Source organism: Mycolicibacterium celeriflavum (assembly GCF_010731795.1).
GTDB lineage: Bacteria > Actinomycetota > Actinomycetes > Mycobacteriales > Mycobacteriaceae > Mycobacterium > Mycobacterium celeriflavum.
Genome location: NZ_AP022591.1, coordinates 3,756,967 through 3,775,933 on the forward strand (window position 1 = coordinate 3,756,967; position 18,967 = coordinate 3,775,933).

20 protein-coding genes and 1 tRNA gene are annotated in these 18,967 nt (G+C 65.9%); 5 read left to right on the top strand and 16 right to left on the bottom strand.

Features of this window, described 5'->3' with window-relative positions:
- Window positions 1–277: 277 nt before the first annotated feature.
- The 6 genes from G6N18_RS18190 to G6N18_RS18215 form a co-directional block, all read right to left on the bottom strand.
- Entirely contained in the window at window positions 278–904 is a 627-nt protein-coding gene (locus tag G6N18_RS18190; RefSeq protein ID WP_083000307.1) for a hypothetical protein, read from the bottom strand.
- 251 nt (window positions 905–1,155) lie between these two features.
- Window positions 1,156–1,782 (bottom strand): helix-turn-helix domain-containing protein, encoded by a 627-nt coding sequence (locus G6N18_RS18195; RefSeq protein WP_133052440.1) that lies wholly within the window; start codon window positions 1,780–1,782, stop codon window positions 1,156–1,158.
- 122 nt (window positions 1,783–1,904) lie between these two features.
- The gene (locus tag G6N18_RS18200) at window positions 1,905–2,741 is read right to left on the bottom strand and encodes a TIGR04255 family protein (protein ID WP_131630695.1); all 837 of its coding nucleotides are present in this window, start codon (window positions 2,739–2,741) and stop codon (window positions 1,905–1,907) included.
- 217 nt (window positions 2,742–2,958) lie between these two features.
- Complete coding sequence (locus G6N18_RS18205; protein ID WP_083000306.1) at window positions 2,959–3,417, bottom strand: hypothetical protein; 459 nt, start codon at window positions 3,415–3,417, stop codon at window positions 2,959–2,961.
- A gap of 79 nt (window positions 3,418–3,496) precedes the next feature.
- Entirely contained in the window at window positions 3,497–5,080 is a 1,584-nt protein-coding gene (locus G6N18_RS18210) for an AICE element replication initiation protein (protein ID WP_043985063.1), read from the bottom strand.
- Window positions 5,081–5,213: 133 nt separating this feature from the next.
- Entirely contained in the window at window positions 5,214–5,411 is a 198-nt protein-coding gene (locus G6N18_RS18215; RefSeq protein WP_043985064.1) for a helix-turn-helix transcriptional regulator, read from the bottom strand.
- Between the two features lie 137 nt (window positions 5,412–5,548).
- Here G6N18_RS18215 and G6N18_RS18220 point away from each other — a divergent pair, with 137 nt between their 5' ends.
- A complete protein-coding gene (locus G6N18_RS18220) occupies window positions 5,549–6,748 on the top strand; it encodes a tyrosine-type recombinase/integrase (protein ID WP_234806100.1) in 1,200 nt (399 codons plus the stop codon).
- A gap of 52 nt (window positions 6,749–6,800) precedes the next feature.
- Here the strand turns inward: G6N18_RS18220 and G6N18_RS18225 are convergent.
- The 7 genes from G6N18_RS18225 to ponA2 form a co-directional block, all read right to left on the bottom strand.
- Window positions 6,801–6,874, bottom strand: a tRNA-Pro gene (locus tag G6N18_RS18225).
- A gap of 150 nt (window positions 6,875–7,024) precedes the next feature.
- Window positions 7,025–7,288, bottom strand: coding sequence for an SHOCT domain-containing protein (locus tag G6N18_RS18230; RefSeq protein WP_131805742.1), 264 nt, complete (start codon window positions 7,286–7,288; stop codon window positions 7,025–7,027).
- Between the two features lie 79 nt (window positions 7,289–7,367).
- Window positions 7,368–8,039 carry a response regulator transcription factor gene (locus G6N18_RS18235; RefSeq protein WP_083000302.1) on the bottom strand — a complete coding sequence of 224 codons (672 nt, stop codon included), beginning with the start codon at window positions 8,037–8,039 and terminating at the stop codon, window positions 7,368–7,370.
- The gene (locus G6N18_RS18240) at window positions 8,036–9,217 is read right to left on the bottom strand and encodes a sensor histidine kinase (protein ID WP_109749371.1); all 1,182 of its coding nucleotides are present in this window, start codon (window positions 9,215–9,217) and stop codon (window positions 8,036–8,038) included. Before G6N18_RS18240 ends, G6N18_RS18235 begins: the two co-directional genes overlap by 4 nt.
- A 235-nt stretch (window positions 9,218–9,452) precedes the next feature.
- Window positions 9,453–10,517 (bottom strand): L-cysteine desulfhydrase Cds1, encoded by a 1,065-nt coding sequence (gene cds1 / locus G6N18_RS18250; RefSeq protein ID WP_082949357.1) that lies wholly within the window; start codon window positions 10,515–10,517, stop codon window positions 9,453–9,455.
- A 38-nt stretch (window positions 10,518–10,555) separates the two neighbouring features.
- Window positions 10,556–11,515 (bottom strand): metallophosphoesterase, encoded by a 960-nt coding sequence (locus tag G6N18_RS18255; protein WP_067222079.1) that lies wholly within the window; start codon window positions 11,513–11,515, stop codon window positions 10,556–10,558.
- Window positions 11,516–11,586: 71 nt separating this feature from the next.
- Window positions 11,587–14,031, bottom strand: coding sequence for a transglycosylase/D,D-transpeptidase PonA2 (gene ponA2 / locus G6N18_RS18260; protein WP_083000299.1), 2,445 nt, complete (start codon window positions 14,029–14,031; stop codon window positions 11,587–11,589).
- 295 nt (window positions 14,032–14,326) lie between these two features.
- Between ponA2 and G6N18_RS18265 the strand changes: the two genes are divergently transcribed.
- Window positions 14,327–14,683: a WhiB family transcriptional regulator gene (locus G6N18_RS18265; protein ID WP_059161848.1), complete on the top strand. Its 357-nt coding sequence runs from the start codon at window positions 14,327–14,329 to the stop codon at window positions 14,681–14,683.
- A gap of 1 nt (window position 14,684) precedes the next feature.
- Here the strand turns inward: G6N18_RS18265 and G6N18_RS18270 are convergent, their stop codons facing one another.
- Complete coding sequence (locus G6N18_RS18270) at window positions 14,685–15,818, bottom strand: ATPase BagB (protein ID WP_083000297.1); 1,134 nt, start codon at window positions 15,816–15,818, stop codon at window positions 14,685–14,687.
- Window positions 15,818–16,837 (bottom strand): ATPase BagA, encoded by a 1,020-nt coding sequence (locus tag G6N18_RS18275; RefSeq protein WP_083000295.1) that lies wholly within the window; start codon window positions 16,835–16,837, stop codon window positions 15,818–15,820. Before G6N18_RS18275 ends, G6N18_RS18270 begins: the two co-directional genes overlap by 1 nt.
- A gap of 48 nt (window positions 16,838–16,885) precedes the next feature.
- Between G6N18_RS18275 and G6N18_RS18280 the strand changes: the two genes are divergently transcribed.
- Genes G6N18_RS18280 through G6N18_RS18290 form a run of 3 tightly spaced genes read left to right on the top strand, consistent with a single transcriptional unit; the run spans window position 16,886 to window position 18,272 of the window.
- Window positions 16,886–17,047 (top strand): Sp36 family protein, encoded by a 162-nt coding sequence (locus tag G6N18_RS18280; protein ID WP_094288127.1) that lies wholly within the window; start codon window positions 16,886–16,888, stop codon window positions 17,045–17,047.
- Window positions 17,044–17,499 carry a RidA family protein gene (locus G6N18_RS18285; protein WP_083000292.1) on the top strand — a complete coding sequence of 152 codons (456 nt, stop codon included), beginning with the start codon at window positions 17,044–17,046 and terminating at the stop codon, window positions 17,497–17,499. Before G6N18_RS18280 ends, G6N18_RS18285 begins: the two co-directional genes overlap by 4 nt.
- Window positions 17,496–18,272, top strand: coding sequence for an MBL fold metallo-hydrolase (locus G6N18_RS18290; protein WP_067222102.1), 777 nt, complete (start codon window positions 17,496–17,498; stop codon window positions 18,270–18,272). Before G6N18_RS18285 ends, G6N18_RS18290 begins: the two co-directional genes overlap by 4 nt.
- A gap of 14 nt (window positions 18,273–18,286) precedes the next feature.
- On the opposite strand, the gene crp is transcribed toward G6N18_RS18290, so the two are convergent.
- Window positions 18,287–18,961: a cAMP-activated global transcriptional regulator CRP gene (gene crp / locus G6N18_RS18295; protein ID WP_059101725.1), complete on the bottom strand. Its 675-nt coding sequence runs from the start codon at window positions 18,959–18,961 to the stop codon at window positions 18,287–18,289.
- Window positions 18,962–18,967: the final 6 nt, after the last annotated feature.

Here is an 18,967-nt window from a genome sequence, read left to right on the forward strand (position 1 = left end):
GTCAACGCCCGTTGTGCCCGCGTGATGCGCGCTGCGTAACCTGGGTCACGTGGCAGATAACCCGCCAGGCAATCGATGTGCGTCCTGCGCAACATCGGCATCGGCGTTGCCGAGCGCCCTAGGGCGGATCCGTCGCCAGTGAGCGCAGTCGCTCGTAACCTGCCTTCTGACTCCGCGATCCGGCCGGGAGCGGACCGCGGCGTGCTTCGATAGGTACGTGGGGCCACCCTGTCCGAAATCAGCTGTGCGATTGGTGAGGCGGACACCCCGAGTGGGTCTATGCAAACCGTCCGCGCTCGAGAGTCGGCGCTTCGATGGGTACCGACGCGCGATAGAGTCGCACGGGGCATTTGTCGACCGTGAGGAAATGGATTGGTTCCCAAGTAATCCCGGCGGCGTTCAATGACTTCCGATGGGACTTCCATTCGTCGCGAAGCGGTTTCTTCTCCGACGGTCCGAAGCGGACGTCTGTCAGCACGAGTAGTCGCACACGCTTCGGATACAGTGTGGTCCCCTCGACGATCTCCAAACGAAGCTGTTCGACGTCATCGCACCAGTCCTGCGACTTCTTCGCCTTCGAAATGAGTTTGCGCAGAGCTTCGAATACCGGACCGGCAAGCGCATCGTGCACAGCAGGCCGGCCAAGTTTGCTGGCAAGGCGCTGTCCGAGAATGAGCTCGTCCTCAATCGAGGCGAACCCCACGACCGGTTCCTGCGCAGCGAGCAAACCCTTGCTGACCGGAACGATCGCGCGCAGGTCCACGGCCCAAACCGCTCCAGGAACCGGAGGCTCACTTAGCCAGACGTAGTCGGAGAGCTGATGGTCTTTGATCTGCTGGACCTTCTCCGTCGAAAAGACTGAGATGTCGCGTACCGGGCATGCCTGCACCAGCGGATGCCGCATCCCGGGACCGCCCGCAATGTCGCAGGTCTGTGACACCACCGCGGCATACCCGCTGTCGCTCAATGGTGCTGACCGAGCACGCACCTCACCCAACGCTCCATCGGCAGCGGGTTCTCCGGTTACAGGGTCATCTACCCACGCTGGGACGATCCATGCGCCGCGATCCATCGGGAGAAGATGCCCTTGCCGCCACCGCTCCAGAGCGAGAAGCGTGTGCGGGGGCCATCGCTCCGGCAGGAGTCGATCAATAGTCACCGGGCGAATCCGTCCTCGACGTTCTCGGTCACCACCGGACCACCGGTTCGAATGATCGGTGTCTCGACGTGTTCGGCGATCCCCTCGTATACCGAAGTGCCGATCTCTCGCCGAGGGAACGGCGTCCGATCCACAGCCAGGTCAACGAGGTCGTCGAACCGGCCGTCGAGTAGTGCGGAGGCTCGCTTCTTGTCGGCACGCAGCCACCTGTTCATCGGCTGGTCCAGTGTGCTGCGGAGGTCGTCGACGGCGTCCGCCAACTCCCACAGTCCACCCAAGCTGGCTACACGGGGCCGGCTGGCGGGGGGCTTTGCCGCCCACGAGTGGAACGTGCGCTTGTTGATGCCGGTGGCCTTGAACATCTCCTTCTGCGTTAGGCCCAGTTCGGCTCGGATTCGTTCGAAGGCATCAAGAACGTCGACCGTCTCGTCGACCTGTTGCTCGTCGGACAGCACCGTATCGATGAATGTATACGGCATCGTCAACCACAGCGCCGAGCCCGGAAGGTTCATCTGCCCGTCGAGACTCTTGAAAACTTCGACGCGAACCTGATCCCATCCGCACGGGTCGAGGGCTCCAGAGAAATGCGCGACGACATCCCGCAACCCCGGCGATGAACTCATCTCCACGAACGTGCTGGACCAGAGTCCGTCCTCGCAAGGGGCCGGGTACAGGCCCTTTTGTGCTCGGGCCCAGGAAGGTGACCGGAGCACGCGGGAGCCGGTCGGCTGCTGCTCCATGATCGTCATTTCGCGCTCCCTTCTCGAAGCTCTTTCAGGTAGGTATCGGTAACCGACGCCTGAAAAAGTGACAACGAAGTGCGGTTCAGCCGCTCCGCTGAGATGACGACCTCTCGCACGTCGAACGTGAATGAGGAGTGGCGGAACACGTCCGTATCGAGTAGATACTGCACGCACTTGCCCGAATCATCGCGAACTGGTCCATGCCGCAGCAACGCGCCGTGATGATCATCAAGCCGGATCTCCACCTGCTGTTGAGCACCTCGAACACTGCCGCCGAACACTGGGTTAAGCACAGGGCCCAGAAGGGTGTCGTCGATCCGGCCACGCCAAGCCTCTGCAGAGTTGAACCCACTGTCATGGAAGCGGTCGACGTACCGCAGACCGATGCGGTGCACCAACGATGGCTTGACTAACCGTCCGAGAGATTCGACCAGAACGGTTAGCGGAGCCTTCATGCTGGTACGCCACCGCTCGTAGCGGTTGACCTGCATGATCAGGATGTCGGGCATGAGCGTGACGTGTGCTCCGTCCGCGGAAGCAATTTGCCACCCACTGGACTCCGCTGCCACCTGGGCAACGCCGTTGGCCCCGAAGTCGATCCTCATCTGCTGTTGAACGGTGGGTTGAATGCTCGGGAAGTCCACCCCCGTGTTCTCCACAAGGTCGTCCCGGAAAGCAGCGGCGACCTCCGGTGTGATCTCGTCGGTACGGGCGGTATACCGGATCTCGATCACTGCGACTTCGAGGGGAGCGTTTCCGAGCAGGGTCGGATCGGCCGAGGGCAGCCCCCCCAATGGAACGTCCTCAGCTGGGCGAAGTGTGTGTGGATCGATGGTCATACTGTCCTGTCCATAGAGATGCACCTTAGATGCACCTACCGACAAGTGTAGGCGCTATCGTCAGAGATGAGGAGCAGGAGAGGCAGCGCCCCCGGTCCGGAAATAGCGAACGCGGCTTCAAGGGATCTATGCGCCGCTCGATCGCATCTCGTCTGTCGACACGGGAGTGCGAAAGGCCATTTCGAAGCGGATGGTGCCGCCGCAAAACGGAACCTACCTAAGAACGGCTTAGGCGCAGTGTGCTGCTCTGCCGCCGTTGGGCCGGCCCGCACGCCGTCAGAGAGCCATTTGCCCTTCCAACACCGTGGGCTGTCAACGCGGCGATCTCGGCAGGTAGGTCAGCCGCGAACCGGAGCTCCAGCTCGTCGAGCACGTCCCGACGCGCCGCTGTAAGTAACAGAGCTGAATCGTCACGATGGGGGAGAACTCCGTGATCGCGCACATAGCAATCTGTGACGGTATCGATGAGGTCGTCCAGTGAGCTGGTGAGAAGGAGCGCGTCGTCGCCGGCGTGGCTCTCTGCGAACTCCTCGCAACGGTCGCTGGACCATGTTGCCGGATAAGTAAGTTCTGACAGATACAGCTGCTTGATGGCCGCCTCCAATCGGCCGGACCACCCGTAGTCAGGCCAGTCGTGGATGACCGCCTGGGCGATCGCCTCGAATTGCGCGCTCACGGACACCAACTCCTCACGTAGAGGGACGTGGTGCTGATTGTGCCCGAAAGGTCCGGCGCAGCCGTGACGACGAGCGCGGTCATGAGGCCTCGACGTCGAGATTGTCGCCCGAATGCTTGTTCGGGATGGTCTGGCGGGGCGCCGGCAGATCTTGAACAAAGGACGACAGCTCACGCGGAGCCGAAATGCGCGAGGGACGCGAGGATTGCGAGGGTTGTTTGGCCGACACATCTTTGTAGGGCGGATAGATGGTCCACAGCAGCACGTTCCGATGATTTCGAGCGCCATCGTCTTCGATCGCCCAACCCAGACTCCGGAGCGCAGGTGCGTGCCGTCGCAGGACGGCTGTGACATCCCGGCCGTTCCGAGGCCACTCCTTTGGTCTGCGCCAGGTGTCGCCGGTCGGCGTGACTGTCGCCAGCAGGTCGCCGCCGGACTTTCCGATGAGTGGTTCCCGGATGTGCAGCCTTAGCTGTTCGATGAACGGGTCGGCGGACAGGCTGTCCTCGGAGAGTTGACTGGCGCGTGACAAGTAACGCCGGAAGCCATGGGTCGACAGAATCTCGTCAACGGCCGCCAGCGTGCGACTGAAGTCCGCCATCCGTGGCGACACGTCGACCGAAATGGTTTCCAGCCGTTGATGAACCACGGCGGCCAGATCAAGAAGCCCGCCCAAAATGCCTGGTAGAGCCGTGCGCCACTGTTGTCGCATCGTGGCTTCCGGTTGTCGCATGTGGCGATCAATGCGTCGCAGGTCGACTGTCGCCAGTCGCTCCGCGAGGTCGGGTCGCACTGCGCCGACGTCGATGCCGTTGATGATGACGCACCGCCGGAATTTGATCACCGCGAGATCGGAGTCCGTGTACAACGCCCGTTTGACGTTGCCGTCGCCTGTGGCGGCACGGCACAGGGAATCCGACAACCAGGGCGGAATCGTCGACAGATTGTCCAAGGCAACAACCCACGACCCGGACGCCGCAGTGACCCACGAATCGGAATCACGCGGTGCCTGCCGTAGGGGAACCGGTGACGGGTCGATGAGATCGACCAGCATGCGTGTGGTTGTGCTCTTGGCGCTGCCCTGCTCGGCGAACAGCGCCAAGATCGGGTGTGGGACGTCGGTCTGGACAAGAGCGGCAATGAGGGCAGCGAGGAGGACCGGTCGGTCTTCGAAGTCGACGTTGACGAAATCCCAGAGCTTCTCGATATCCCCGCCCTGAGCCGGCAGCGGCATCGCTCCGGTCAACTTGGTGCGTAGAAAGCGCACAGGTGCCCGCTCGGTCAGCGTCCACCGGCCCTGTCGGATACGAATCACCTGGCCGTTGGGTAGTCCGGTATCGATGTAGATCGTGCCGTCATCGTCAGCGACGCGGAGGTTCAGGCGTTCGGGCGGCTTCGTGGCAGCCAATCCTTCAAGGATCAGCGTGGCGTCAGTCAGGGCCTGGCCGCCGGCGACCGCGCCGGTCTCGGCGAAGTACCGTGCGGCTAGGTCGGCGCGTAGACCGGCCTTGCCGGCGCGGAGGAGCATGACCAAGTGCGGGCGATCGCGGTCAGCTCCGAACGGCTCACCCTCATCGGAGAGTCCGAGCAGGTAGCGTTCCTGTGCCATGCCGACCAAGCGCGCGGCCACCGACTTCTTGTCCGTCTCGGTGTTGTCGCTCATAGGATTTCCTGCACACCGTGCTTATGCAGGCTGCGTTGACGAGCTATTCTCATGTGGAACTTCCGTGTCGGATGATCAGGTGGTTCGAACAAAGACCTCGGCTAGGCCCCGGGGTCTTTTTCGTGGGCGCGGTTCACGCGGCGTCTCCGCCTCCCCGCCGGGTCGCGGTTTCTTGTTCCGCGATCCATCGCAGTACCTCGTCGCGCCGGTACACGACCCGGCGGCCCAAGGTGAAACTGGCCGGCCCGATATCGCAGTGGCGCCAGTAGCGGAGAGTTCCAACGGGGACGCCGATGATGTCCGAAACCTGTTTGGCGCTCAGTAGATCCATGTAGCTGCTCCTCAATGGTGGGTTCTGTCAACGAATCCAACGGTGGTGGTGGCGCCCTGCATTTGTCCACCAGTACCCTCAACTTCGCCTACAAATTGACTTCAGCCGAACGCTTTCGTCGGCTGTCGGTGGTCGGTGTGAAACTGGCGGTAGAGGAGGTGGTCGACTTGCAGCGACGAAACCGTCGGGCTGGTGTCGAGGACCGGTGGCGTCGATCAGACGGGAGCCCCACCGCACGTAGCGGTATGGGCCGCCGCTGGTTGGCCCGTTACGTCGACGATCAAGGCGGGGAGAACACGCGTTCGTTCGACCGCAAGGTGGACGCTCAGGCCTTTCTCAATGAGATCACGGCCGCTCAGACGATCGGCACCTATGTCGCGCCGAAAGCCGGGCGCATCACCGTCCGTGAGCTGCATGGGAAATGGCTTGGCACACAGGGTCATTTGAAGGAGACGACGGTTGCGACACGCGCATTCGCCTGGTCGGGCTACGTCGAAGGCCGGTGGGCCGCGGTCGCTGTAGCCGACGTGCAATCGTCGGATATCAGGGCGTGGGTGCAGCAATTGGCGGCGGGCGGAGCCAAACCGGCCACCATCGAGAACGCGCTCAGCGTCCTGAGGCAGATCTTGGAGATGGCCGTCGACGATCGACGGATCCCCCGCAATCCGTGCACAGGAGTGAAGTCGCCGCGACGACAGCACCGAGCGCGGGGCTACCTGACACACCAGCAGGTGGAGCTTCTGGCCCGCGAGGTCGGCGAGTACGCCGTTGTTGTTCGATTCCTGGCCTACACCGGGCTGCGCTGGGGCGAGATGGCAGCGCTACGGGTGGAGTCCTTCGACATGCTCCGCCGGAGGGTAAATATCCGTGAGGCGGTCGCCGAGGTCAAGGGACGTGTGGTGTGGTCGTCACCCAAATCCCACGAGCGTCGCTCGGTGCCCTTCCCTGCGTTCCTTGCTGATCCGCTGGCCGCGATCATGATCGGCAAGCGACGAGACGATTTGGTGTTCACGTCACCCGGCGGAGCATTGTTGCGAGTGTCGACGTGGCGGCCGCGGGTGTTCAACATGGCTGTCCAACGGCTTCAGGAAGCAGACCCGGCGTATCCCACCGTCACGCCTCACGACCTTCGTCATACGGCAGCGTCCTTGTCGATCAGCGCCGGGGCCAACGTCAAGGCTGTTCAGACGATGCTGGGACACGCTTCTGCGGTCTTGACCCTGGATACGTATGCCGACCTGTTCCCCGACGACCTGGAGCAAGTTTCAGTTGCACTAGATGCCGCGCGAATGCGGTCTCTGGCAGCCACTGCGGACCAGCTGCGGACTGGGAAGTAAGAAGGCCCCGACCGGAATTCCCGGTCAGGGCCTCTACCTGCGATCACACGAGTCGGGGTGGCGGGATTCGAACCCACGACCTCTTCGTCCCGAACGAAGCGCGCTACCAAGCTGCGCCACACCCCGCGTGAAGCCACGACAGCGTATCGCACCGGCCTGGTGCGGGGCCAAACGCTTACCGCGGACCCGATGGACGACCGCGACTTCTGCACCAGGGCTGTGATTCGTTCCGAGGACGACCCTGGTGCAGAAATCACGACGCACGCCTCAAACGCTTTAGCGGCGGGTGTCCCTCAGCACGGCCAGACGCTCGCGGTACTCGGCCTCGGTGACCTCGCCCTTGGCGTACGAGTCACGCAGCGTGCGAATGCCGTGGCTGCCGCGGAAACGGCGCGCGGCGTAGACGATGCCGACGATGACGAGTGTCCAGAAGGTCAAAGGAATGAGCAGGAACCACGGGTTCCAGTCGTGGTCGGCGAACCGGCCGCCGTGCTCGGCGAGAAACGTGGTTGTGGTTGGGATGATTTCGTAGATGTTCATGGCATCGAGCCTGCCGCTGACGGGTCGGCGCCGCATCGGCCTGTGGTCGGCAACTGCCATACGCCGCCGCGCGTAGTCGTCAGCCCTGCCACCCGGGCCGTACCAGGCCGGTCTCGTAGGCCATCACCACCAGCTGGGTGCGGTCGCGGGCGCCCAGCTTGGTCAGGATCCGGCTGACGTGGGTCCGCGCGGTGGCCGGGCTCATGAACAACCGCTGCCCGATCTCGGCGTTGTTCAGGCCCTCGGCCACCAGCGCCATCACCTCGCGCTCCCGCGTCGTCAAGTCGGCCAGCGCGGCCGGCGACCCGGCGGGCGCCTTGGTTCGGGCGGCGAACTCCGCCACCAGCCGACGCGTCACCGACGGCGACAGCAGCGCGTCGCCCTCGGCGACCACCCGCACCGCCCGCACCAGTTCGATCGGCTCGGTGTGCTTGACCAGGAAGCCGCTCGCCCCGGCGCGCATCGCGTCGAACACGTACTCGTCGAGTTCGAACGTCGTCAGTACCACCACCCGCACTCCGCTGAGCGCCGGGTCGGCCACGATCGCCCGCGTCGCGGCCAGCCCGTCCATCTCCGGCATCCGGATGTCCATCAGCACCACGTCAGGCCGATGTTCGCGCGCGGACGCCAGCGCAGCGGTCCCGGTATCGGCCTCCGCGACCACCTCGATGTCGTCCTGCGCGTCGAGTAGCGCGGCGAAGCCCGCCCGCACCAGCGCCTGGTCATCAGCGACAACTACCCGAATCGTCATGTCGCCTCGTCACTTTCGGCCGCTAATGGAAGAGAGGCCCGTACGCTGAATGCGCCGCCGGGATGCCGGTGCACCGACAGTTCGCCGCCCAGCGCGCGGGCCCGCTCTCGCATGCCGACGATGCCACTGCCTCCCGACGGTGGCCCGGAGTTGAGCGGACGTCCGTCGTTGTCGACCGCGACGGTCAACGTGTCGGGTCCGTAAGTGATTGTGACGGAGGCGTGTTCGGCCGTCGAATGCCGTACCACGTTCGTCAATGACTCCTGAACGATGCGGGCTGCCGCGACGTCGATCACCGCGGGCACCGGACGCGGTTCGCCGCGGACCGCAGTGGTCACCGTCAATCCCGTCGCGCGGGCGGTGCCGACCAGGCCGTCCAGATCGGCGATCCCAGGGGTCGGGGCGGTCGGTTGGCCCTGCTCGGTGCGCAGCGCGTCGACCAACGAGTGCACATCCGAGATCGCTTGCCGGCTGGCATCTTTGATGGCAGCGAGCGCAGGACCGGCTCGCTCCGGATGGCGGTCGAGCAATTCCAGCGCAACCGATGACTGCACGTTGATCATCGACAGGCTGTGCGCAAGTACGTCGTGCAGCTCCCGCGCGATGGACAGCCGCGCCTGCGTGGCCTGGCGCTCGTGCTCGGCCTGCGCCTCCCGCGCCATCGCGGCCTTGCGCTGACGACGCGCGACGATCACCGCGCGCCGCTGCCGGATACCCTCGGCGACCGCCACGAGCACGATCAGCCACGCCGCGATTGCGCCGATCGCAACGGCGGGCGGTGGCTCCTCGCCCCGAAGCAGGGGGATCAGCCAGACCACCGCCGCCCAGCCCAGCAGCGGCAGCGGATAGCTACGCCAGCGTGGACCCGTGACGGCCGCGGTCAGAAACGCCACGATCAGCGATGCGAAGACCGGTCCCACCCGGAACCCCGCCGCCAGGTAGACCATGGTGATCGCGAGCACGGTCAGCAGCACCGCGTACGGGTAGACGGTGCGCAGCAGCAGCGCCACCGGGCCGGCGATCAGCAACAGGTAGCCGAACCAGTTGAGTGGCACCCAGTGCAGATCCGGTCCACGGCGGTGCCGCGGTCCGGCAGTGCCTGCGAGCTGGACCGCCGCCACCACCACCGGGATCAGCCACACCGCTGGGCGGCGCAGCTCATCCAGGACGCGGTCCATACCCGAAACGTAGTAGGGCGCGGGCCGTCCTGGCGTCCACGCAGAGGCGTACATCACGACACGCCGGGGGAAGCAATGGGGTTGTCGGTGGCGTTATGCACACTGACGGCAGGAACCGACGAAGCGAGGACGAGATGACTGGTCTTGGCGCATCCATCTATCTAGGTTTCTTCGTGCTCGCCGCGGTGTGGCTGTTCCTCACCTCGGACGGCCCGCTGAGCGGCGGAGCCGACGATCAGGACCAGCGTCCCGAGCGTTCGAACTCGACCAACTCCGACGCGAACTCCGAGGCGTCCAACCCCTGGCTGGTCAGCCACTCGTCGCAGAAGTAGGTGTCCGCGTAGCGGTCGCCGCTGTCGGCCAGCAGCGTCACCACCGAACCACTGCGCCCTGCGGTCATCATCTCCGCCAAGAGGCCGAACGCGCCCCACAGATTCGTCCCGGTCGACGGCCCCACCCGCCGGCCCAGCACCCTGCTGGCGTGCCGAGCGGCAGCCACCGAGGCGGCATCCGGCACGACCACCATGCGGTCGACCACGCCGGGCAGGAACGACGGTTCCACTCGCGGCCGGCCGATACCCTCGATCCGCGACGACATCCCGGTCACCACATCACCGCGGCCCTGCGCGTAGGCGGGGAAGAACGCCGAGTTCTCCGGGTCGACCACGCACAGCCGGGTCCGGTGGCGCCGATACCTGATGTAGCGGCCGATGGTGGCGCTGGTGCCGCCCGTGCCGGCGCCCACCACGATCCAGTCGGGCACGGGATGCGCCTCGTCGCGCATCTGCTCGAAGATCGACTCGGCGATGTTGTTGTTGCCACGCCAGTCGGTGGCCCGCTCGGCGTTGGTGAACTGATCGATGTAATGTCCGCCGGTCTCTTCGGCGAGCCGTTCCGCCTCGGCGTAAACCTGACTGGACTCCGCCACGAAATGGCAACGCCCGCCTTGTGATTCGATCAAGGCGATCTTGCTCGCGCTCGTCGAGGACGGCATCACGGCGATGAACGGCAAGCCGAGCAGCGCCGCGAAGTACGCCTCCGACACCGCTGTCGATCCTGACGACGCTTCGATGATCGTGGTGTTCTCGTCGATCCAGCCGTTGCACAGCGCGTACAGAAACAGCGATCGCGCCAATCGGTGCTTGAGACTGCCCGTGATGTGGGTGGTCTCGTCCTTGAGGTACAACTGCAGGTCGCAGCCGTCGCACCAGGCCGAAGGCAGCGGATACCGCAGCAGATGGGTGTCGGCGCTACGGCGTGCGTCGGCCTCGATCAACCGGACCGCCTCGTGCACCCACATGCGTGGACCGCTGCGACTGGCTGTCAGGGCCGTGTCGGTCACCGCACCGAGACGCTCGGATGGGATATGCCCGCCCGAGTGTCCGCGTCCCGGCCGCCGATCGGCGTCGCGACCAGTGTCAGCAGCGTGGCCTCGGGACGGCAGCAGAACCGCAGCGGAGCGTACGGCGAGGTGCCGATGCCCGCCGAGACGTGCAGTTGGGTGCGCACGCCCCACCGTGATGGTCCCTTGACCCGCGAGCGGTCCAAGCCACAGTTGGTCACCAAGGCGCCGTAGAACGGCAGGCACAACTGCCCGCCGTGCGTGTGGCCGGCCATCACCAGCTGGTACCCGTCGGCGGCGAACCGGTCGAGGACCCGCGGCTCCGGCGAATGCGTCAGCCCCAGCGTGAGGTTGGCGGCTGGGCTGGCGGGGCCGGCGATGGTCTCGTAGCGGTCCCGCGACAGATGCGGATCGTCGACGCCGGCCGCTGCAATGTGCAGGCCGCGCACCTCCAGCTCACGGCGGGTGTGCGTCACGTCGAGCCAGCCGCGCTCGGTGAACGCCGCCCGCAGGTCCTGCCACGGCAGCGGTTCACCGTGGATGCGGTGACCGGGCCGGGTGATGTAGTTGAGGGGGTTCTTCGGCCGGGGTCCGAAATAGTCGTTGCTGCCGAACACGAAGACACCCGGGACCGACAGCAACTCCGACAGCGACTGCACCACCGCGGGCACCGCCTTGGCGTGCGCCAGGTTGTCACCGGTGTTGACCACCAGGTCGGGTTCCAGAGCCGCCAGTTCCCGCAGCCAGGCCTGTTTGCGGCGCTGTCCGGGACGCATGTGAATGTCGCTGATGTGCAGCACCTTCAGCGGCGACGACCCCGGCGAGAGCACCGGCATCGTCAATTCCCGCACGGCGAATGCGTTGCGCTCGATCAGCGAGGCGTAGCCGATGCCGGCCGCCAGCGCACCGGCGGAGGCCGCGGCGGAGTTCTTCAGGATCGTCGAACGGGCGGACATGCTGCAGAGCCTACTGCCAGCCGCGCCGAGTCACCGCCTTCACCCGGTCCGCGGCGCGCAACCGCAGCCGATCACGGTGGGGGCGGCGCCGGTGGTGGCGGTCCGAGCACCGGCACGGTGATCGGCGGCAGGCCGGGAATCTCCACCACCGTCTGGCCCACCGGCGCCGGAAGCCCCGGCATCCCGGCGGGTGGAGGCGGCGGTGCGGGCGGGATGCCGTTGGAGACCTGGATCGTGATGATGGAGCCGGGCACCGTCTGTCCGTTCGGCGACGTGCCGACGACCGATCCTCGGGGCGCCGAACTGTTCACCGACGAGGCCTGATCGGACACCTGGAAGCCAGCGTCGCGCAGCCGTTGCCGGGCGGTGCCCTCCGTCATGCCCGAGACGCTGGGGACCCGCGAGCCGGGACCACCCTCGACATAGCGCGGATCCGTCGGGGGCAGCCGGACCTCACCGAAGTTGTTGGCGATCGGCTTCATCGCGCTGAACCACGTCCGGGCGGGTTCGTTGCCGCCGTACAGGTTGCCGTATCCGCATTTGCGCAGCGGGAACGAACACAGTTCACCGGGCGAGGTGGAGTCGTCGTAGATGTAGTTGCCGGCGGCGAGCGTGTTGGTGAAGCCGAGGAACGCCGACGAGCGGTGCGCCTCGGTGGTGCCGGTCTTGCCGGACATCGGCAGGTTCCAACCGACCGAACCGGCCGCCGCCGCGGCGGTGCCCGCGCCCTCGTGGTCCTTGCTCAACGCGTTGGCCAACGTATTGGCCAGGCCGTCGGGGACCACCTGCTCACAGGTCTCGGTGGTGACCGCGACTTCCTCACCGTGGCGGTCGATGACCTGCGCGATCGGGTTGGGTGGGCACCACATGCCGCCGGAGGCCAGTGTCGCCGCGACGTTCGAGAACTCGAGTGCGTTGATTTCGATCGGCCCCAAGACGAATGAACCGAGGTTCTGCCGCTTGATGAAGTCGGCGAGGCTCTCGTTGCTGCCGGGGTCGTAGTCACGCGCGGTGCCGGGCAGCGCATAGGACCGCAGCCCCAGCCGGACCGCCATGTCGACGCTGCGCTGCACACCCACCTGTGAGATCAGCTTGGCGAAGGCGGTGTTCGGCGAGGTGGCCAGCGCCTCGGTGATGTTCATCGTGCCGCGGTAGTTGCCGGCGTTCTTCACGCACCAGGTGGCGGGCGGGCAGCCCGGGGTGTCGCTGCTGCCGAGGCCCTTGGCCTGGAACTGGCCGGGCACGTCGAGTTGGGCGTTGATGCCCATGCCCATCTCCATGGCCGCGGCCACCGTGAAGATCTTGAACGTCGACCCGGCGCCGTCGCCGACCAGGGAGAACGGCTGAGGCTGCATGGTCTCGCCGGCATCGAGGTTGAGCCCGTAAGTGCGGCTACTGGCCATGGCCAGGACCGGGTGCGACTCCTTGCCGGGTTTGATCACGCTCATCACGCTCGCCACACCGTCGAGGTCGGGGCTGGCGAACTGGTTGACCGCGGCCTTCACCGGGCCCTGCACGTCTGGGTCGAGCGTCGTCTTGATCAGGTAACCGCCCCTGGCGACCTGCTCCTTGCTGATGCCGGCGCGGGCCAGGTACTCGAGCGCGTAGTCGCAGAAGAACGCGCGGTCGCCCGCGGCGATGCAGCCGCGTGGCAGTTCCTTGGGTTGCGGCAGCACGCCGAGCGGCTGTTCCTTGGCCGCCCGAAGTGCCTCGGCCTCTTCGGGAATGTTTTCGATCATGGTGTCCAGCACCAGATTTCGACGCGCCAGCGCACCCTCGGGATTGGTGTAGGGGTTCAGCGTGCTGGTGGACTGCACCATGCCGGCCAGCAGCGCCGCCTGCTGCCAGTTCAGCTCGGAGGCGTTGATGCCGAAGTAGGTCTGCGCGGCGTCCTGCACCCCGAAGGCGCCGTTGCCGAACGACACCAGGTTCAGGTAGCGGGTCAGTATCTCCGACTTGGTGAACGTCTTGTCCAGCGTCAGCGCCATCCGGATCTCACGCAGCTTGCGCGCCGCCGTGGTCTCGACGGCCGCGCGCCTCTCCGCCTCGGTCTGGGCGATCACCAGCAGTTGGTAATTCTTGACGTACTGCTGCTCGATGGTGGAGCCACCGCGGGTGTCCAGGTTGCCCGACAGATATCCCGACAGACCGGTCAGCGTGCCTTGCCAGTCGACGCCGTTGTGCTCGGCGAACCGCTTGTCTTCGATCGAAACGATCGCCAATTTCATCGTGTTGGCGATTTGCTCGCTGGGCACTTCGAACCGCCGCTGCGAGTACAGCCAGGCGATGGGGTTGCCCTTGGCATCGACCATCGTCGAGACCTGTGGGACCTCGCCCTCCACCAACTGCGCCGAACCGTTGGCGACGACGTCGGAGGCTCGGTTGGAGACCAGGCCGAACCCGCCGACGAGCGGAAACATCAAGGCCGCGGTGATGACGCTGGCCAATAGAACGCACCAGGCGAGCTTGACGACCGTGACCGCAGTGGGCGGTCGACTCGGCTGGCTCTCCGGCATGACTAACAGCGTAACGACGTCGCAAAATGGCAGCTTCCGACGGTCGATTGCCAGCTCCGGAGGCCGCGCCGACCGGCGCGGACGTCAAATTTGCTCCCTGACGGCACGGTCGTCCCAAAAAAGTGGCCCGTAGATATTGCGCAGAACGGCTGTGACCATCTAATTTGGTCGAACAGTGCGATGCAGGTCACACTGACCCCACGCAATGTGGCGTAGATCGCAGCAAGGCGTTCTACACCTGGGACTGCGCCGTACCGGTGTTGGCCGGGGGGCGGTTGGAACGGAGGGAACGCTGGTGTCAGCTACTAGGCCCGCGGTACGCAGGACCGCGATGACGTCCTCGGCTCACAGTGTTGTCCACGGCGCTGAAGCCGAAGCCCGCATTGCCTGGGTATCGCAGGCCCGATGCCGCCAGACCGATCCCGACGAGCTGTTCGTCCGCGGGGCCGCGCAGCGCAAAGCCGCCGTGATCTGCAGACATTGCCCGGTGATACTCGAGTGCGGCGCCGACGCCCTGGACAACCGCGTCGAGTTCGGGGTGTGGGGCGGGATGACCGAGCGCCAGCGGCGCGCACTGCTCAAGCAGCACCCCGAGGTGGTGTCCTGGGCCGAGTTCTTTGCCGCCCAGCGCAAGCACCGCAGCGCGGTCTGAGCTACGCGGCGGAAGCAGCCTCGCCGGTGATCTGATCGGCGATGGCCCGCAGCGCCTCCAGGTCCGACACATCGAACGGCAATGACGGCACACCGACGATCGCCACATGCGGATTGGCGCCGGTGAACCGAGACAGCAACCGAATCTCACGTTTGGCGGTGGACGCCCTGTCGGCGTGAATCTTGAGCACCGCAGCGGTCAACGAGTCGGGATCGGTCTTCTCGATGGTCTCGGCGGCCTCTTCGGCCTTCTCGGCGTGCAGGTCCGACAGCATCGGATGGGTGCGATTGAGAATCAAACCGGACAGCGGCATGTGCTCTTCGGAAAGTCGGTCGACGAAGAACGACGCTTCGCGAAGCGCATCCGGTTCGGCCGCCGACACCACCACGAACTGCGTGCCGCGGCGTTTGAGGAGATCGTAGGTGCGGTCGGCCTTTTCGCGGAAGCCACCGAACGTCGAGTCGAGTGATTGCACGAAAGCCGCTGCGTCGGAGAGCATTTGGGAGCCGAGAACAGTCGATAGGGCCTTCATCGCCAGCCCCATCGCGCCCGTCACCAACCGGCCGATTCCTCGACCGGGACCCAGCAGGAGTTTCCAGAGTCGGCTGTCCATGAAGCCGCCCAACCGCTTTGGCGCGTCCAGGAAGTCCAATGCGTTGCGCGACGGTGGGGTGTCGACGACGACGAGGTCCCACCGGTCCTCGCCGAGAAGCTGACCGAGCTTCTCCATCGCCATATATTCCTGAGTGCCCGCCAACGAGGTGGCGACCGTCTGATAGAACTGGTTGTCCAGAATCTCTTGCGCCCGTTGCGGTCCCGAATACTGGATGACCATCTCGTCGAACGTGCGGCGCATGTCGAGCATCATCGCGTGCAGCTCACCCGGCACCTCCGGCGCGAGCGGAACACGCTGTGGGGTGTTGCCCAGCGTCTTGATGCCCAACGCCTGGGCGAGTCGCTTCGCCGGGTCGATGGTCAGCACGACGACTTTTCTGCCGTACTCCGCCGCGCGCAACGCCATCGCCGCCGCGGTGGTGGTCTTGCCGACACCGCCTGCGCCGCAACAGACCACGACGCGGTTCGACGTGTCCCGCAGAATCGAGCCCATGTCCAGGGCCGGTGGAGTCGCACTCATCATCGCACCCCTTGGCGTTCGAGTTCTTCGGCGAGTTCGTAGAGGCTGCCGAGGTCCACGCCATCGGTGATCTGAGGCAGCTGTAGTCGCGCTACATCCAAAGCGTCGAGTTGCTCGGCGCTTTCGGCACGGGCCATGATCCGGGTCGCGTGCTGGATCGTCTCGGTCAGCAGCCCAGCGAAGTCGGTGTCGGACAACGTGATTCCGGCTTCGGCCAGCCCGGCGCGAACGGCGTCGGCGTCGATGACACCTTCGGCGGCCTTGGCCAGCGCGTCGGCGGGCAGATAGGCGGGGATGTTGCGGTTGACGATGACGCTGCCGATCGGCAGGCCGAGGTCCTTCAACTCGTCGATGGCCTCCAGCGTCTCCTGGATGGGCAGCGCCTCCAGCAGCGTGACGAGGTGGATGGCGGTCATCTCCGAGTGCAGCACCTTGACCACGCTCTCGGCCTGCCCGTGCACCGGCCCGCCCTTGGCGAGATCGGACACCGCCTTGGTGACGTCGAGGAACCGTGCGATGCGACCGGTCGGCGGTGAGTCGACGACGACGGCGTCGTAGACCGGCTGCTTGCCCTTCTCGGCGCGGGTCACGATCTCGCGGATCTTGCCGGTCAGCAGCACGTCGCGCAGGCCCGGCGCGATCGTGGTCGCAAATTCGACGGCCCCGATCCTGCGCATGGCCCGGCCGGCCAGGCCGAGGTTGTAGAACATGTCGAGATACTCGAGGAATGCCGCCTCGGTGTCGATCGCCAATGCATTGACCTGGCCACCGCCCTCGGCGGTCGCGATCTTGACCTCTTGATACGGCAGCGGCGGCACGTCGAACAGCTGCGCAATACCTTGGCGCCCTTCGACTTCCACCAGCAGGACCTTGCGGCCGCCAGCGGCCAGAGCCAACGCCAGCGAGGCGGCGATCGTCGATTTGCCGGTACCGCCCTTGCCGGTGACGAAGTGCAGGCGGGCCTTGCTCAGCCGCGACGGCCAGCCGACGGTTCTACCGCCATTGGTAGTGGAAGCCACCCGTGCATGCTAGCCAACGCCGGGTCACTGCCCGATAAGCTCGGCCACATGACCGAATCGACCCGCTGGGAGTACGCCACCGTCCCGCTGCTGACCCACGCCACCAAGCAGATTCTCGACCAGTGGGGAGAGGACGGCTGGGAGCTGGTTTCGGTGCTGCCGGGCCCCACGGGCGAACAGCACGTCGCGTACCTCAAACGCCCGAAATGAGCGTCTCGGCGCGGCTCGCGGAGCTGGGCATCGAGCTGCCCGCGGTGGCGGCGCCGCTGGCGGCCTATGTGCCCGCGGTACGCACCGGCAACCTGGTTTACACCGCCGGTCAGCTGCCGATCCGGGACGGTGAGCTGTTGCAGACCGGCAAGGTCGGCGGCGGAGTCAGCCCCGAGCAGGCCCGCGACCTGGCCCGGGTCTGTGCGCTGAACGCGCTGGCCGCGGTGCACTCGCTGGTCGGCATCGACTCGGTCACCCGCGTCGTGAAGGTGGTCGGGTTCGTCGCCTCCGCGCCCGGGTTCAATGGTCAGCCGGGCATCGTCAACGGCGCGTCCGAATTGCTCGGTGAGGTGTTCGGGGAGGCCGGCGCGCACGCCCGCTCCGCGGTCGGCGTGTCGGAGCTGCCGAAGGATGCGCCGGTCGAGGTCGAGCTGATCGTGGAGATCAGTTGACGCTGGAGCATCCGGCGTACGGGCTGCTGCGCCCGGTGACCGGCACCGCGTCGGTGCTGCTGTGCGACAACCCCGGCTTGATGACGTTGGAGGGCACCAACACCTGGGTACTGCGCGGACCCGGCAGCGACGAGATGGTCGTCGTCGATCCCGGGCCCGAGGACGACGAGCACATCGCGCGCATCGCGGAGCTGGGCCGTATCCCGCTGGTGCTGATCAGCCACCGGCACGAGGACCACACCGGTGCCATCGACAAGATCGTCGACCGTACGGGGGCGGTGGTGCGGGCCGTCGGCAGCGGGTTTCTGCGCGGCCTCGGTGGGCCGCTGACAGACCGCGAGGTCATCGACGCTGCGGGCCTGCGCATCACGGTGATGGCGACGCCGGGGCATACGGCTGATTCGGTGTCGTTCGTGCTCGACGACGCGGTGTTGACGGCCGACACCGTGCTCGGGCGCGGCACCACGGTCATCGACTCCGAAGACGGCAGCCTGAGCCACTACCTGGATTCACTGCAGCGGTTGCGCGGGCTGGGCCACCGCACGGTGCTGCCGGGCCACGGCCCCGAACTCGACGATCTCGAAGCCGTCAGCGCCGGGTACCTCACCCATCGCCAGGAGCGGCTCGAGCAGGTGCGGGCGGCCTTGCGAACATTGGGTGAGGACGCCACCGTCCGCCAGGTCGTCGAGCATGTCTACACCGACGTCGACGAGAAGCTCTGGGATGTAGCGGAATGGAGCGTCCAGGCGCAGCTCGACTACCTACGCGGGTGACTACACCCGAATCGTTAGCGTGCGCGGCGGGCCAGGCGCTCCGAGTCGGAGATCAGAACGCTCTTGCCCTCCAAGCGAATCCAGCCGCGATGGGCGAAGTCGGCGAGCGCCTTGTTGACGGTTTCCCGCGATGCGCCGACCAGCTGGGCGATCTCTTCCTGGGTGAGGTCGTGTGTCACTCGCAGTGCGCCACCCTCCTGGGTGCCGAACCGCTGAGCCAACTGCAGCAGCTGCTTGGCGACGCGACCGGGAACGTCGGTGAAGATCAGGTCGGCCAGGTTGTTGTTGGTGCGGCGCAGACGACGGGCGAGCACCCGCAGCAGTTGCTCGGCGATCTCCGGCCGGTCGGCGATCCACGCCCGCAGCGCGTCACGGTCCATCGACACTGCGCGCACCTCGGTGATGGTCGTCGCGCTCGACGTCCGCGGGCCGGGGTCGAAGATCGACAGCTCGCCGAACATGTCCGACGGACCCATGATGGTCAGCAGATTCTCTCGGCCGTCCGGCGACCGGCGGCCGATCTTGACCTTGCCCGAAATGATGATGTAGAGCCGGTCGCCGGGTTCACCCTCGGCGAACACGGTGTGTCCACGAGGGAAGTCGACTGGCTGCAGTTGTTTGGTCAGCGCGGCGACGGCGCTTGGTTCGACCCCCTGGAAGATTCCGGCCCGCGCCAGGATCTCGTCCACGTTGCC

Coding starts and splice junctions, on each gene's coding strand:
- cds1 (WP_082949357.1), bottom strand. CDS start 10,517: ATGTGGGTGCACGAGGCGGTCCGGTTGATCGAGGCCGACGCACGCCGT.
- G6N18_RS18215 (WP_043985064.1), bottom strand. CDS start 5,411: ATGGATCTACTGAGCGCCAAACAGGTTTCGGACATCATCGGCGTCCCC.
- G6N18_RS18200 (WP_131630695.1), bottom strand. CDS start 2,741: ATGACCATCGATCCACACACACTTCGCCCAGCTGAGGACGTTCCATTG.
- G6N18_RS18255 (WP_067222079.1), bottom strand. CDS start 11,515: ATGTCCGCCCGTTCGACGATCCTGAAGAACTCCGCCGCGGCCTCCGCC.
- G6N18_RS18230 (WP_131805742.1), bottom strand. CDS start 7,288: ATGAACATCTACGAAATCATCCCAACCACAACCACGTTTCTCGCCGAG.
- ponA2 (WP_083000299.1), bottom strand. CDS start 14,031: ATGCCGGAGAGCCAGCCGAGTCGACCGCCCACTGCGGTCACGGTCGTC.
- G6N18_RS18280 (WP_094288127.1), top strand. CDS start 16,886: ATGACCGAATCGACCCGCTGGGAGTACGCCACCGTCCCGCTGCTGACC.
- G6N18_RS18190 (WP_083000307.1), bottom strand. CDS start 904: ATGCGGCATCCGCTGGTGCAGGCATGCCCGGTACGCGACATCTCAGTC.
- G6N18_RS18210 (WP_043985063.1), bottom strand. CDS start 5,080: ATGAGCGACAACACCGAGACGGACAAGAAGTCGGTGGCCGCGCGCTTG.
- G6N18_RS18195 (WP_133052440.1), bottom strand. CDS start 1,782: ATGAGTTCATCGCCGGGGTTGCGGGATGTCGTCGCGCATTTCTCTGGA.
- G6N18_RS18240 (WP_109749371.1), bottom strand. CDS start 9,217: ATGGACCGCGTCCTGGATGAGCTGCGCCGCCCAGCGGTGTGGCTGATC.
- G6N18_RS18235 (WP_083000302.1), bottom strand. CDS start 8,039: ATGACGATTCGGGTAGTTGTCGCTGATGACCAGGCGCTGGTGCGGGCG.
- G6N18_RS18270 (WP_083000297.1), bottom strand. CDS start 15,818: ATGAGTGCGACTCCACCGGCCCTGGACATGGGCTCGATTCTGCGGGAC.
- G6N18_RS18285 (WP_083000292.1), top strand. CDS start 17,044: ATGAGCGTCTCGGCGCGGCTCGCGGAGCTGGGCATCGAGCTGCCCGCG.